General features: G+C 65.2%; 13 protein-coding genes and 1 tRNA gene. 11 read left to right on the top strand and 3 right to left on the bottom strand.

The genetic code is table 11. The annotated features are described in order from the left end of the window. The first annotated feature begins 70 nt into the window (after positions 1-70). The 3 genes from ACWNZ3_RS12380 (at position 71) to ACWNZ3_RS12390 (ending at position 2,699) form a co-directional block, all read left to right on the top strand. The gene (locus tag ACWNZ3_RS12380) at positions 71-775 is read left to right on the top strand and encodes a glutathione S-transferase family protein (RefSeq protein ID WP_496900124.1); all 705 of its coding nucleotides are present in this window, start codon (positions 71-73) and stop codon (positions 773-775) included. Further along, the gene (locus ACWNZ3_RS12385; protein WP_269363851.1) at positions 775-2,148 is read left to right on the top strand and encodes an L-serine ammonia-lyase; all 1,374 of its coding nucleotides are present in this window, start codon (positions 775-777) and stop codon (positions 2,146-2,148) included. Before ACWNZ3_RS12380 ends, ACWNZ3_RS12385 begins: the two co-directional genes overlap by 1 nt. Positions 2,149-2,492: 344 nt before the next feature. Then, a complete protein-coding gene (locus tag ACWNZ3_RS12390) occupies positions 2,493-2,699 on the top strand; it encodes a cold-shock protein (protein WP_067293393.1) in 207 nt (68 codons plus the stop codon). A 67-nt stretch (positions 2,700-2,766) separates the two neighbouring features. Here ACWNZ3_RS12390 and ACWNZ3_RS12395 read toward each other — a convergent pair whose 3' ends face one another. Beyond that, positions 2,767-3,711 carry an NAD(P)-dependent oxidoreductase gene (locus ACWNZ3_RS12395; RefSeq protein ID WP_496900125.1) on the bottom strand — a complete coding sequence of 315 codons (945 nt, stop codon included), beginning with the start codon at positions 3,709-3,711 and terminating at the stop codon, positions 2,767-2,769. 253 nt (positions 3,712-3,964) lie between these two features. Here ACWNZ3_RS12395 and ACWNZ3_RS12400 point away from each other — a divergent pair, with 253 nt between their 5' ends. After that, the gene (locus ACWNZ3_RS12400; protein WP_496900126.1) at positions 3,965-4,876 is read left to right on the top strand and encodes a pirin family protein; all 912 of its coding nucleotides are present in this window, start codon (positions 3,965-3,967) and stop codon (positions 4,874-4,876) included. Between the two features lie 71 nt (positions 4,877-4,947). Here the strand turns inward: ACWNZ3_RS12400 and ACWNZ3_RS12405 are convergent, their stop codons facing one another. Together ACWNZ3_RS12405 and ACWNZ3_RS12410 are read right to left on the bottom strand one after the other, a co-directional pair. Beyond that, complete coding sequence (locus ACWNZ3_RS12405) at positions 4,948-5,205, bottom strand: hypothetical protein (protein WP_274578092.1); 258 nt, start codon at positions 5,203-5,205, stop codon at positions 4,948-4,950. A gap of 346 nt (positions 5,206-5,551) precedes the next feature. Beyond that, complete coding sequence (locus tag ACWNZ3_RS12410; RefSeq protein WP_269363881.1) at positions 5,552-6,136, bottom strand: TetR/AcrR family transcriptional regulator; 585 nt, start codon at positions 6,134-6,136, stop codon at positions 5,552-5,554. Between the two features lie 77 nt (positions 6,137-6,213). Here ACWNZ3_RS12410 and ACWNZ3_RS12415 point away from each other — a divergent pair, with 77 nt between their 5' ends. The 7 genes from ACWNZ3_RS12415 to ACWNZ3_RS12445 all read left to right on the top strand — a co-directional run bounded on the left by ACWNZ3_RS12415 (position 6,214) and on the right by ACWNZ3_RS12445 (position 14,407). Continuing rightward, a complete protein-coding gene (locus ACWNZ3_RS12415; RefSeq protein ID WP_269363883.1) occupies positions 6,214-6,504 on the top strand; it encodes a hypothetical protein in 291 nt (96 codons plus the stop codon). A gap of 93 nt (positions 6,505-6,597) precedes the next feature. Continuing rightward, on the top strand, positions 6,598-7,884 hold the full coding sequence (locus ACWNZ3_RS12420) for a homoserine dehydrogenase (protein ID WP_274578089.1): 1,287 nt from the start codon (positions 6,598-6,600) through the stop codon (positions 7,882-7,884). Between the two features lie 1,714 nt (positions 7,885-9,598). Continuing rightward, positions 9,599-10,639 carry a hypothetical protein gene (locus tag ACWNZ3_RS12425; protein WP_496900127.1) on the top strand — a complete coding sequence of 347 codons (1,041 nt, stop codon included), beginning with the start codon at positions 9,599-9,601 and terminating at the stop codon, positions 10,637-10,639. 5 nt (positions 10,640-10,644) lie between these two features. Next, positions 10,645-11,295: a hypothetical protein gene (locus tag ACWNZ3_RS12430; RefSeq protein WP_269363890.1), complete on the top strand. Its 651-nt coding sequence runs from the start codon at positions 10,645-10,647 to the stop codon at positions 11,293-11,295. 133 nt (positions 11,296-11,428) lie between these two features. After that, the gene (gene glpX, locus ACWNZ3_RS12435) at positions 11,429-12,397 is read left to right on the top strand and encodes a class II fructose-bisphosphatase (RefSeq protein WP_114275739.1); all 969 of its coding nucleotides are present in this window, start codon (positions 11,429-11,431) and stop codon (positions 12,395-12,397) included. Between the two features lie 116 nt (positions 12,398-12,513). Then, entirely contained in the window at positions 12,514-14,253 is a 1,740-nt protein-coding gene (gene recJ / locus ACWNZ3_RS12440) for a single-stranded-DNA-specific exonuclease RecJ (protein WP_496900128.1), read from the top strand. Positions 14,254-14,332: 79 nt separating this feature from the next. Continuing rightward, a tRNA-Glu gene (locus tag ACWNZ3_RS12445) sits at positions 14,333-14,407 on the top strand. The last annotated feature ends 243 nt before the right edge of the window (positions 14,408-14,650 follow it).

The following is a 14,650-nucleotide window of genomic DNA, read 5'->3' on the forward strand; positions in this document are numbered from 1 at the left end:
GGTGTCGACCAGCACATCAAGCGTCGTTTTCGAACGTGCGCGCGGCCCTGCCTGCGCTAGGTCAGGTTTCATGAACCGATATGTCCTTCACTACGCCCCCGACAATGCCTCGCTGATCGTCCGGCTGGCGCTGGACCATATGGGCCGGCCCTTCGAGACCAGGCTGGTGAACCGCGCAACGGGAGAGCAAGGCTCGCCCGCCTATCGCGGGCTGAACCCCCACGGGCTGATCCCGGTGCTGGAGACACCGCAGGGGCCGATCTTCGAGACCGGCGCGATCCTGCTGTGGCTGGCCGATACCCATGGCGGCATGGCCCCGGCACCGGATCACCCCGACCGGGCGGCCTTCCTCAAATGGCTGTTCTTCGTGTCGAACACGCTGCACCCGGCCCTGCGCATGACCTTTTATCCGGAAAAATATGCAGGCCCCGATCCGGCGCATCAGGCCGCCCTGCGCCAGACCATGCAGATGGCACTGGCATCGCATCTTGCACAGCTCGACAGGCTGGCGGCCGCCGGTCCGGCCTGGCTTGACCCGCAGACCCCCGGCATCCTGCATTTCTACCTCGCCTGCTGCCTGCGCTGGTGCGCGCTTTACCCCCTGGCCGCCGACCGTTCATGGTTCCGGCTTGCGCAGACCGCCCATCTGCACAATCTTTGCCTGATGCTTGAAACCCTGCCCTGCACCCGCGCCGCGCAAGCTGCCGAAGGGCTGGGACCAACCCCATTCACCGCGCCACAACTGGCCACCCCGCCCGAAGGAAGTGCCACCTGATGTTCCTCTCCGTTTTCGACATGTTCAAGGTGGGCATCGGCCCGTCCTCCTCCCACACCATGGGCCCGATGGTCGCCGCCGCGCGGTTCCTCGACATGATGCGCGCCTCGCCCTTCCATTTCGCGGGGTTGCGCGCCTCGCTGCACGGGTCGCTGGCCTTTACCGGTGTCGGCCATGCCACGGACCGCGCGACGATCCTGGGCCTCGCCGGGTTCACCCCGCGCGATTATGACCACGAACGCGCCGAGGCGGTGCTGAAACAGATCGCCGAGACCCATGTGATCGAGGTCGAGGGGCTGCCGCCCCTGCGTTTCGACCCCAGGGCGGACATGGTTTTCGACTACGACACCAAGCTTGCGGGCCATGCCAATGGCATGTTGCTGATGGCCCGCGACGCCCAGGGCGACGTGGTCCTGCGCGAGACCTTCTATTCCGTCGGCGGCGGTTTTGTCATGACCGAGGCCGAACTGGCCGCGGGCAAGGATACCGACGAGGGCGCGCCGGTGCCCTACCCGTTCAAATCCGCCGCCGAAATGCTGGAGATGGCAAAGTCCTCGGGCAAGAGCATCGCGGCAATGAAACGCGCCAATGAAATCTCGCGCGGCGGCGAGGTCAACCTGCGCGAAGGGTCCAGGAAGCTCTGGCAGGTGATGAACGACTGCATCGACCGGGGGCTGACCACCGACGGCATCCTGCCCGGCGGCCTGAGCGTCAAGCGCCGCGCCAAGGGCATTTACGATGCGCTGATGGCCGAACGTGGCCAGAACCAGCGCGCGCCCCATACGATCAACGACTGGATGAGCGTCTATGCCATGGCGGTGAACGAGGAAAACGCGGCCGGCGGTCAGGTGGTCACCGCGCCCACCAATGGCGCGGCCGGCGTGATGCCCGCCACCCTGCGCTATTACCTCGACCATGTGCCCGGCGCATCGGAAAGCCATATCGAGGATTTCCTGCTGACCGCAGCCGCCATCGGCGGGCTGGTCAAGTTCAACGCCTCCATCTCGGGGGCCGAGGCGGGCTGTCAGGCCGAAGTGGGCTCTGCCGCCGCCATGTCTGCGGCGGGTCTTTGTGCCGTCATGGGCGGCACGCCGGAACAGATTGAAAATGCCGCTGAAATCGCGCTGGAGCATCACCTTGGCATGACCTGCGATCCGGTGCGCGGGCTGGTCCAGGTGCCCTGCATCGAACGCAACGGCCTGGGCGCGATCAAGGCGGTTTCGGCAGCCTCGCTTGCCCTGCGCGGCGACGGCACCCATCTGGTGCCGCTGGACGCCTGTATCGAGACGATGCGCCAGACCGGGGCGGATATGTCGGAGAAATACAAGGAAACCTCGCTGGGCGGTCTAGCGGTGAACGTGCCGAACTGCTGAACTGCGGCACGCCGCGCGTTGACGGACCAAGGCGCGGTGCCTGCCCCCCAAGCGCCCCGCCCGGCGCACGACGAAACGCTGCGGCAGGACGGCTCGTCGCCGGTCAGGACGCATGATGCCGTCAAAGCCCCCGATTGTGGGCAAAAACCTGCCCGCCCGCGCAGGGCACGCAGGGTCGCCACATCACCCACTTGATTTGCCATGGGATTTCCGATATGCGGGCGGGGCAAACGTTATTCTTTTTCGACCCACTGTCTCCTTCATACGGCGTTCAGTCCCGATCCAGATCGACCACGCCAAGCTGTCGCATACCGCGGACAGACCCAAAAACGGAGACTACGGATATGGCCACTGGCACCGTAAAATGGTTCAACACAACAAAAGGCTTCGGCTTTATCGCACCCGATGGCGGCAGCAAGGACGTTTTCGTCCATATTTCTGCTGTTGAGCGCGCAGGCCTGACCGGCCTGGCAGACGACCAGAAAGTGACATTCGACATCGAAGCGGGCCGTGACGGTCGCGAATCGGCGACGAACATCGCACTGGCATAAGCCACCCTGCGACGAGATTTGAAACGCGGTCCCTGGAAAGGGGCCGCGTTTTGCGTTTCAGGGCAGGCTACCGGCGCAGCGGCACCTCATAGCCGCGCGCTTCGGGTTCATCGTCGGTCAGCTCGGTCGGAAAGCCCGCTGCGGTGATGCTGAGGCCCGTCGCCTCCTCCAGCCGTTCGATCATCCGGTCCGACTGGGCGCTGACACCATAGCGGCGCTGCCCGTCGCTCAGCATCTTGATCATCAGCGGCGACAGTTCCAGCGGCACCCCGTTGTCATCGGCCAGTTTCTGGAACAGGCCCACGTCCTTTTGCACAAGGTCCAGGGTAAAGTTCACATCCCGCGATCCCGACAGGATCAGCTGGCTTTCGGTCTCATGCACGAATGAATTGCCCGAGGATGCCGCAATCGCCTCATAGGTGACGCCAAGGTCCATGCCCGCCGCCTTCATCACCGTCAGCGCCTCGCAAAGCGACAAAAGGTTGATGGTGGCCAGATAGTTGGTCATGACCTTGAGCGTGCTGGACACCCCCACATCGCCCACATGCAGAATGCGGCGGCCCATATGGGTCAGGATCGGCAGGACCTTTTCAAAGGTGGCACGCGTGCAGCCCGCATAGATGCTGATATTGCCGGTATCCGCCCGGTGGCACCCGCCCGAGACCGGGCAATCCACCGCCTCTCCGCCCTTTGCGATCACCGCGTCGGCATGGGCCTTGATCTGATCGGCATCGGTGGTCGACATCTCCATCCAGATCTTGCCGGGGCCGACATGGGGCAACATCTGCGCCAGCACGGCGGCGCAGGCGGCGGGACTGGGCAGGCAGGTGATCACCACATCGCAAGCTTGCATCAACGCGCCTGGACCGGCGGCGGCTGTCGCGCCTTTCGCCACCTTAGCGGCGACAAGTTCCGCGTTCAGGTCATGCACATGCAGCTCGATCCCGTTGCGCAGCAGCGATCCCGCCAGCTTGCCACCGACGTTCCCCAATCCGACAAATCCGACTTTCATCCATCTCTCCTGTCCGGGCACCCCCATCAACGCGGCTGACCTGCGACCTGTCGCGCCTGATTGCGACGGGTCAGCCACGCGGGTCCTGCCCGGAGGCTTATTGCGTGGCCGCCCAGAAAGCTGAAGTCGGAGCGGTTGCCGCAAGGATTCCCCGCAATCTCGCATTTTTGCACAGAGCCCGTGCCTGCAATTCTCTTTTCAGCTGCGCGCGGCGCACCTATCTGTCTTGCAGCTTCAGACAAGGAGAATTGTCATGTCCCTCAGACCCACACTTGAGACACGTCGCGCAATCCCCACGCTTGAAGGTGCGGGCGTCAAACTGCACCGCGCCTTTGGCTTTCAGGACCCGTCGGAACTGGACCCCTTCCTGCTGTTCGACGATTTCCGCAACGAACGGCCCGAGGATTTTGAAAAGGGATTTCCCTGGCACCCCCACCGGGGGATCGAAACGATCACCTATGTGCTGGAAGGCACGGTCGAACATGGCGATTCCCTGGGCAACAGCGGCACGCTGGGCGCTGGTGACGTGCAATGGATGACCGCCGGTTCCGGCATCCTGCATCAGGAAATGCCCGCCGGAAACGCGCGCGGTCAGATGCATGGCTTCCAGCTTTGGGGCAACCTGCCCGCCGCGCAGAAGATGACCGCGCCGCGCTACCAGGACGTGACCTCGGCCGATATTCCGGTGGTGACGGACGACGACGGCACACAGGTCAAGGTGATCACCGGAAACTTCTGGGGCAAGACCGGCCCGGTGGACGGGATCGCGGCAGACCCGCAATACCTCGACATCACCGTGCCTGCGGGCGTGAAAAAGACCTTCCGCATCGACACCTACCGCCGGGCATTCGCCTATGTGTTCCAGGGGGCCGGTGCCTTTGCCGATGCCTCTGCCCCCTCCGGCGTGCTGCTGGAAAAGGAAGTGGCCGGCGAAGAGGTCAACATCCGCGATCTCAGCGGCGACCGCACCCTGATCCGCTTTGGCACCGGGGACGAGGTGACCGTTCAGGCGGGCGAGGAAGGGCTGCGTTTCCTGCTGATCTCGGGCGCGCCGATCGAGGAACCCGTGGCCTGGCACGGCCCCATCGTGATGAACACCCGGGCCGAGCTGGAACAGGCCTTTGCCGACCTGCGCAACGGCAAGTTCATCAAACCGGCGCATTGAAACAGGGGTGGGCCATGCGCCCACCTCACTTTCTCGGGACAGTGCAGAGTAATCGGGTTGCAGGGTGCCGGTCAGAAATAGCCGTTTCGCTGCAGGCGCCACAGAATCACAGCACCTGCCCCGATCACCACGACAAAGCCCTTGACCCCAAGAACGACCCGCGCGCCATACATCAGAAGCACAAAGCCGAACATGATGCCCGCGACCAGCAGCGCCGTGCCATTGCCATGACCCGCCAGCCGGATCACGAGGAATGTGCCCAGGGTCATCAGCGTGGCCACCATGGGCATGATCTTTTTCAACCATGCAAGATGTTCGTCCTCGGTCATGCCGCCATCCTAGCACATTCCGGCCATCCTGGCACATTCGTGAATGTCCCGGAACAGCCAGGCGGCAGGCCTGTTGCGCCCCCGGCGCGCGCCCGGGTCAGCATGCCTTAACCCCGCTGGCCTAAAACCCTGCCCTGTCATGACACAGCCGCAGGGCTTTCACCCCTGCGGTATCGACCCGGAGAAGAGGCCCGGCACATCGGGCCATATCTGAACGGTTCAGGAATGCGGGGTAAAATCCCGTCTCATACCTCCGATCTGGCGGCGCCGCCTTTTTACCGACGCTTCGTGATCATCAGAAATCAACAGCCAAACATCACCGCCGGGGATGCCCCGCGCGGGCGCTTCAGGCTGCGCTGACCGCCTTGCGCACCATGTCCCAGTATTGCCCGACAACCTCGTCCAGGGACAGCCGCCCGCTCTCGCGGAACCATGTGTTCACCCCGGTCAGCATCGCGATGATCGCCAGGGTCACGATCTTGGTGTCCTTGACCGCGAAATCGCCGCTGTCCACACCCGCACGCAGGACGTTTTCCAGCCGGTTCTCGTACATCCGGCGCAGGCGCTCGACCTCGGCGAAATTCTCCTCATCGAGGTTGCGCAATTCCATATAGGCGATGAAGACCTCATCGGGCCGGTCGGCGTGAAACCTGATGTGGAAGGCGACAAAATCCTCAAGCTGCGCCAGGGCATCGCCCCTTGGCACCGGCAGGGCACAAAGCAGCGCCTCAAGGTGGTCGCGCATCAGTTCGAACAGCAGGGTCTGCTTGTCGGGGGTGTAGTTGTAAAGCGCCCCGGCCTGCACGCCGACCTCTGCCGCGATGGCGCGCATCGACACCGCCGCATAGCCGCCGCGCGCGAACAGCTTCAGCGCCGCCGCACGGACCCGTGGCCCCGTGATATCGGAATGTGAACCTGTTGTACGCGCCATGACCCCTGATTACTGAAACTGCATCCGAAAGCAAAGCCCGCTTGCGCTGTCAGACAGGCTGGTGCAAGAAAGTTGTCATGAGCATACGCCCCCCGATTGCCCTGCTGGCCGCCTGCTGCCTTGCCGCCTGCACCCAGTTTCCCGAGCTGGACCGGACGATTTCGCCCGAAATGGCCGCCGCCGATTACCCCGCCCTGGTGCCGCTTGAACCTTTGCTGGCGCAGGCCACCGCGGGCAGGGTCGATGCGCAGGCCACCCAGGCCCAGCTTGAGGCACGGGTGGCGCGGCTGAGGTCACGCGCGGCACGGATGCGCGGCGCGATCCTGTCGGGCCGGGAACGGCAGCGTCTGGCAGAAGGTCTGCAATAGCGCCGGTTCCGCGGTCCTGCGTTGCACGCCGCCTGTGAAACCGCTACATCGCGGCAGAACCAGAACCCTGACCACACCCAAAGGATATCGCCCATGTCTGATCCCCTTCGCCTTGGTATTGCCGGACTGGGCACAGTGGGGGTCGGCGTGGTGCGCATCATCCGCCAGCAGGCCGCCCTGCTGGAGGCGCGCACGGGCCGCAAGATCACCATTTCCGCCGTCTCTGCCCGCACCAGGGGGCGGGACCGGGGTGTCAGCCTGGACAGCTACGCCTGGGAGGACGACCCCGTCGCACTGGCCGGCCGCGATGACGTCGATGTCTTTGTCGAACTCATGGGCGGTGAGGACGGCCCCGCCAAGAACGCCACTGAAGCCGCGCTGAAAGCGGGCAAGCAGGTGGTCACGGCGAACAAGGCGATGCTGGCGATCCACGGTCAGGCGCTGGCCGAACTGGCAGAGGCGCAAGGCGTCAACCTGCGTTTCGAGGCGGCTGTCGCGGGCGGCATTCCCGTGGTCAAGACACTGATGGAGGGCCTTGCCGGCAATGCCATCACCCGGGTGATGGGCGTGATGAACGGCTCGTGCAACTACATCCTGACCCGGATGGAGAATTCGGGCAAAACCTATCAGGAGATCTTTGCCGAAGCCGATGGCCTGGGCTATCTGGAGGCCGATCCGCAGCTGGATGTGGGCGGCATTGATGCCGCGCACAAGCTGGCGATCCTGTCCTCCATCGCCTTTGGCGCGCAGGTGGATTTCGCGGGCATTCATCTGGAAGGGATCGAGCGGGTCAGCATCGAGGACATCCACGCCGCCGCCGACATGGGCTACAAGATCAAGCTGCTGGGCGTGGCGCAAAAGACCGGGCGCGGGCTGGAACAGCGGATGCAGCCCTGTCTGGTGCCCGACACTTCGCCGCTGGGGCAGCTGGATGGCGGGACCAACATGGTGGTGCTGGATGGTGATGCGGTGGGCCAGATCGTGCTGCGCGGCGCGGGTGCGGGCGAAGGCCCCACCGCCAGCGCGGTGATGGCCGACATCTGCGACATCGCGCGCGGCACGCTGATGCCCGTCTTCGGCCAGCCCGCCGCCAGTCTGCAACAGGCGAAATCCGCCATGTCCAAGACCCCTGCCCCCTATTACCTGCGCATGACGCTGGTGGACAAACCCGGCGCCCTGGCCAAGATCGCCACGGTCCTGGGCGAAGCGGGTGTCAGCATCAACAGGATGCGGCAATACGAACATGACACCGGCACGGCCCCGGTGCTGATCGTGACCCACAAGACCATCCCCGCCGATCTGGACCGCGCGATTGCCGCCATGGATGGCACCGGCGTGATGGCCGGCGCGCCCATCGCCCTGCGCATCGAAGAGGTCTGAGGCACGGGACCCGGGGCAATCGGCTCCGCCCTTTCCCTGACCGCATGGTGCCCGGCCCGGTTTGGACCTTCGCTGCGACACGTGTGAAGGTCAGACAAGCGGACGACGATCACAAGCACCCAGGCCCGGAACAAGCCGAAGGCGCCGGGCCATCGCCTGCCCGCCGGTCGCACCGAAGGCGCGCCCTTGATAGACGGCATGCCTTTGGCATGACGGTAGGCGATTTGGTGAGGCTAGTATGGCGGAAACGAAATGCGCATCATTTCCCGCTGCCCCCGGATCGCTTGCGATCCGGTTCGCACCCGACCCCGCCCCAGTCAAACCGCAGGTTTGCCTTCGGCAAAACGGCGGGTGCGAAACTCCGACCTCGCAAGATGCTGCGAAGTATGGAAAAATGGAGATGCCCCGCCAAATGGAGGGCCGCCCTCGGTGTCGGGTGCGAACCTGCCGTTGAGAGCTGCACTCAATGAACCGAACTTAGAGTCCGGGTGACTAGTTGTTCCCTCGTTAGGATTCTTCACGGTTGGGAAATAAAGTGGCATGAACATAGGTCGGCATCGCCCACCCCGGGCAGGCGCTGGCCCGGCTTGCGCTTCGCGTCACGTAGGGCTCCTTCCGGACCTTCGCGAGAGGCGTGTGAAGGTCTGGTAAGCGGACGAAGTTGCCGTTGGCAACGAAACCCCAAGCCGCGCATCGACGGGCCGTGGTGCGGCGATCCGACCGTCGTGACTGGCACTTTATGGCAGCCAAGCACATCCTAACTAACGATGAGGCATTACAGCAGCCAAATCGCCGTGCCAGGGGACGGCCCGGCGATGCGCGGCGGCCTGCGGCCTTGATTCCGCGCTTGGTAAAGCGGAAAGGGCTCTTTCCGGACCTTGCCCGCGACACGTGTGAAGGTCAGTTAATCGGACGACGATCACACGCACCCAGGCCCGGAACAAGCCGCAGGCGCCGGGCCATCGCCTGCCCGTCTCTCGGGTAGGCGATTTGGTGAGGCCAGGTGTTCCCTCGATGGGATTCATCACGGTTGAGAAATTAAGTGGCATGAACATAGGTCAGTATCGCCCACCCCGGGCAGGCGCTGGCCCGGCTTGCGCTTCGCGTCACTTTGGGCTCTTTCCGGACCTTCGCGAGAGGCGTGTGACGGTCAGGTAAGCGGGACTTTGCTGACATGTCCGACATTCGAAACAGGTCGCGCCCGAACCGAGGGGTGGGCGAGTAGCGCCCGCGTCACGCCGCAGGCGTGCCGCCTGCGAATGAACTGGCGCGCCTCCGGCGCGACGGGGGCGGTTCGGGCGCTGCCAAAGCTTTGCTTTGGCAATAGGTCCTCACATTGAGAGCACAGGTTGGGCTCTTTCCGGACCTTGCCTGCGACACGTGTGAAGGTCAGTTAATCGGACGCCGATCACAAGCACCCAGGCCCGGAACAAGCCGCAGGCGCCGGGCCATCGCCTCACATCTCCCCGGCCTTGAAGCCGTCATTCGCCGCGATCTGTGGCAGGCTCCGGTCTATCATTTCAGGTCAGTTCATAACGTGACGGCCAAAGCCCTCTGGCCCTCAACACCCCCCGCCTGCCGGGACGGTAAGGATTCCCGTACTTGGCGAACTTCTACCTATGGTTGATATTGAGACGGGGCGCAGGCATCGCGGATGCCATCAGATTTCCAGACGCCCTGACCTTTAGTCCTGTCCATTTATCGGAGAGATCCAATGCAAATACATATTGAAGAAGTCCCCACGGAGATCAGGCGCCGTGCGGCACAATTGCTCGAAACCGTCAGGGGGACCGATATGGACCCCACCGGCGGCAAGGCCAGCCTGACCCGCGAGGTGACGGCCTTGTTCCGGCCCGACATCGACGATGTGGCCTATTACGAATTCGCCGTCGATCTTGGCCGGGGCGATGACCGCCGCACCGCCTTCACCGGGCGCGGTGACGAAGGCGCGAAACGGGCGATGCCCGCCGCGACCGGATTCATCATCGCGGCCAGCAAGGGGCATGACCATCCTATCGCCCATTGGTCGCTGGACCGCGAACCGCCCAGCCGCCAGATCGCGACCGCAGCGGAAGCGAAAGGCAGCAAGGTCGACCGCATCTTCAAGGTCGATTCGCTGTCCTATATCGGCGAGACCGCCGGCGGCGAACTTGCCGGTCAGACCGGGCAATTGCCCCTGCCCATCGAAGGGCTGCCCGATGACATCGAAAAGGCGCAGGGGCGGATTTCCTCCACCCTGGTGCGCCCGGCCCGAAAAGCAAAGGACGACAGCGACCCCGGCGGTGACACACCCGAGACGGTGACCCGGGGGGCGCGGCCCCAGCGGGTCAAGCTGCGCGCGATCGACAGCTGGGCGGACCTGCGCAAGAGCTATGCAAAGGCCTTTGGCCCGCTGCTGAAGGGCCTTGCCAGAAACGCCGCCCCCGCCTGGGAGATCGAGGACCTGGTCGCCAGGATGGGCGAAGGCATCATGACCGGCACCACCCGCAGGGTTGCCCTGCTGGAAGCGGATGCCGCCGTGGAGGTCTCCGGCGAGGGCGCGCGCCTGGTGAAGATCGAAGCGCTGGAAACGCCCGGCGGCAGCGGCGCCGTCGCGCTGCAGGTGGCGGATGAAAAGCTGGCGCAGGAGGTCTCCTTCGAGATGCACATCGCCTACCGCTCCGGCCTGCGCGAAACCCTGCCGTTTTTCGCGGTCTCATCCAGCACCCCGTCGGACCGCAAGCCCGACAGCGGCATGAACTTTTTCGAGGAGTGATTTCAATGGCCTATACATATTACTGGGCGGACGGACACGTCAGCGAACAACCCTACAACCAATATACCGTCAACGGCTGCGCCATCGGCTGCGGCTCGCTGGCCTGGACCATCCTGTTTCTCTGGGGGGACCGCCAGGCCGGCTCCGGCAACAGCTACTGGGCACCGCGCTGGGGGCTTTACCGGCAGGACGGCGGCACCGGGGCGAATGTGATCTCCCCCACCTCGCAGACCGCGGGCGTCAACAATGTGATCGAGGAGATTGCGGATGATGTGGGCACTTTCTGCATCTTCGGCCAGGGCGCGACCTACCCCTGGGAGATGAGCGATGCCAGCGCCTATTTCGTGGGCCGCACCGGGACCAGCCTGACCACCCATTACAATGCGCTGGGCATCTCGGAAGGCCGGCTGCGCGAATATGCGCGCAATTCGATCCGCGACCGGGACACGCCGGCGGTGATCGGCACCGGCTGGCTCAGCCATTATCCGGTGGCCTATGGCTATGCCTGGCAGAAACGGGTGGTGCGCAAATGTTTCATCTTCTGCTGGAACGAAACCGTCTATGACCGCTGGTTCTATGTGAACCAGGGCTGGGGTGGCAGCGGCAACGACTGGGTGCCCGCAGACACCTGGTTTGCGGGCGAAATCTATCCCTGACATCCGGGGCAGACCCCGGCAAACCCGGTCCGCGCAAGCGGGCCGGGACAGGGCCGCCCAGCCCCGCGCGCTTGTGCGAAACCCACTGGCGCGCTAGAGGACGGGGCAGAATTCAAACCAGCTAGGAATTATCATGCCCACATCCGCCGATTTTCAAGACCGTATGCTGTCCCTGGGCCTGGCCCGCGTCTCCGAGGCCGCGGCCCTCGCCTCGGCCAGGCTGATCGGCAAGGGCGACGAGAAAGCCGCCGACCAGGCCGCCGTCAACGCCATGCGCACGCAGCTGAACATGCTGGACATCGCGGGCGTGGTTGTCATCGGCGAAGGCGAGCGGGACGAGGCACCGATGCTTTATATCGGCGAGGAAGTGGGCACCGGCAACGGCCCCGGCGTGGACATCGCGCTGGACCCGCTGGAGGGCACCACGCTGACCGCCAAGGACATGCCCAATGCGCTGACCGTGATCGCCATGGGCCCGCGCGGCTCGATGCTGCATGCGCCCGACACCTATATGGACAAGCTGGCCATCGGGCCGGGCTATGCGACAGGTGTGGTCACTCTGGACATGACCCCGGGCGAGCGGGTCAAGGCGCTGGCGGCGGCCAAGGGCTGTGCGGTTGCGGACATCACCGTCTGTATCCTGGAACGCCCCCGCCATGAGGACATGATCGCCGAGGTCCGCGCCACCGGTGCCGCGATCCGGCTGATCACCGATGGCGATGTGGCCGGTGTCATGCATTGCGCCGATCCGCAGACCGGCATCGACATGTACATGGGCGCAGGGGGTGCGCCCGAGGGCGTGCTGGCCGCCGCCGCGCTGAAATGCATGGGCGGGCAGATGTACGGCAGGCTCCTGTTCCGCAACGACGACGAACGCGGCCGCGCCGCCAAGGCGGGGATCACCGATTTCGACCGCATCTACACCCGCGATGAAATGGTGACCGAAGACGTGATCTTTGCCGCGACCGGCGTCACCGGCGGCACCATCCTTCCGGGTGTGAAACGCGAACCGGGCTGGCTGACCACCGAGACCCTGATCATGCGGTCCAAGACCGGCTCCGTGCGGCGCATCAATTACCGGACACCGGTCGCGCAGGATTAAGCGCGCGCCCGGGGGCGGGCGACATTGACTGCGCACCCGGGGGCGGGCGACATTGACCGCGCGCCCCTGGCCGGCGTTGCTTTGGTGTATTTTTGGAACAATGAAACGGGGTGAAGGTGAGTTTTCTCGGCGTTGAAGCCTCCCTGACCGGGCGGCGCTGGGTCGGGCCCGGTGTCGAGGCGGAGCGGTCGGCCGAGCTGCTGGTGCAGCGCACCGGCCTGCCGCAGGCCGTCTGCCAGGTGCTGGCGCGGCGCGGGGTGGCACCGGAAGAGGCCACGGGTTTTCTTGCCCCTGCCCTGCGCGACCTGCTGCCCGACCCGCGCGGCCTGAAGGATATGGAGAAGGCCGCGGCGCGATTCCTGGTGGCATTGGGGCGGCGCGAGCGAATCGCGGTCTTTGCCGATTACGATGTGGATGGCGGCAGTTCCGCCGCCCTGCTGCTGATCTGGCTGCGCCAGATGGGCCATGGTGCCACGCTTTACGTGCCGGACCGGATCGACGAGGGCTATGGACCCAATGACGAGGCCATGGCGGCGCTGGCGGCGGAGCATGACCTGATCATCTGCGTCGATTGCGGCACCCTTTCCCATGGCCCGGTGGCGGCGGCAGCGGGGGCCGATGTGGTGATCCTGGATCACCACCTGGGCGGCGAGACCCTGCCCGAGGCGCTGGCCGTGGTGAACCCCAACCGCCAGGACGAGGATGGCAGCCTGGCGCATCTCTGCGCGGCGGCGGTGGTGTTCCTGATGCTGGTCGAGGCAGGCCGACGGCTGCGCTCGGCGGGGCGGACGGGCCCCGATCTGATGGCGATGCTGGACCTTGTGGCGCTGGCCACGGTTGCGGATGTGGCGCCGCTGACCGGCGTGAACCGGGCCTTTGTCCGGCAGGGTCTCAAGGTCATGGCGCGGCGCGACCGCCCCGGGCTTGCAGCCCTTGCGGATGTGGCACGGATGGATACCGCACCGACCGCCTATCACCTGGGCTTTCTGCTGGGGCCGCGGATCAATGCCGGCGGGCGCATCGGCCAGGCCGACCTGGGTGCGCGCCTGCTGGCCTCTGACGACCCGCATGAGGTGGCGGCCCTGGCCGGGCGGCTGGATGCGCTGAACACCGAACGGCGCGATGTGGAGGCGGGCGTGCGTGCCGCCGCGCTCGCACAGGCGGAGGCGCGCGGTTTCGATGCGCCGCTGGTCTGGGCCTCCGGCCCCGGCTGGCACCCCGGCGTGGTCGGCATCGTGGCCTCCCGTCTCAAGGAGGCCTCCAACCGCCCCGCCATCGTCATCGGTTTCGAGGATGGCATCGGCAAGGGATCGGGCCGCTCGGTCAGCGGCATCGACCTGGGTGCCCCGATCCAGCGGCTGGCCGCAGAGGGGCTGCTGATCAAGGGCGGCGGGCACAAGATGGCCGCAGGGCTTACCGTGGCCGAGGACAAGCTGGAGGCCGCGATGGCACGGCTGGGCGAGCTGCTGGCGAAACAGGGCGCGCATCTGGCGGGCCCCTCGGACCTGAATGTGACCGGGCTGCTGATGCCCGGTGCCGCCACCGTCGAACTGGCCGAACAGGTCGAGGAGGCAGGCCCCTTTGGTGCCGCCGCCCCTGCCCCGCGCTATGTCTTTGCGGAGATGAAAATTCACTTTGCCAAACGGGTCGGGGAAAGCCACCTCAAGATCAGCTTCGGAGACGGAATCGGCCCCAAGATGGATGCCATCTGTTTCGGGGCCTATGACACCCCGCTGGGGGCCGCGCTGGAGGCCCATGGCGGTGCCCGGTTCCATCTGGCGGGGCGGCTGGATATCAACAGCTGGCGCGGCAGACAAAGCGTTCAGCTGCGGCTGGAAGACGCGGCGCGGGCCTGATTGCAGTTTATCGCGCTCCTGAGGAAATTTCTGCTTGCGCGCCCTGTCTGAAAACCCTAATGAACCGCTCACGACCCGTGGCCCGTTCGTCTATCGGTTAGGACGCCAGGTTTTCAACCTGGAAAGAGGGGTTCGATTCCCCTACGGGCTGCCACTTTTCCCCATCAGCTGATCACCCCCCGATGCCGGTCTTTCCGGGTGGGGATGGGCCTTGCGCCGTCACACCCGCCAGCCCTTTCACGCGCGGCCCGCGCGCCGGGGTGGCGGTGCCACGGCCCGGTCAGATCCCGATTGTGGCAGAAGGCCCCCCGGCTGGCAGACAATCAGCACGCCTGCGCGGGATTGTTCGGGCCGGAATGGGCGGATTTGCAGCGAAACATCCCTGAGTTCCCGCCAG

Source organism: Sulfitobacter sp. IGS-18, assembly GCF_059628195.1.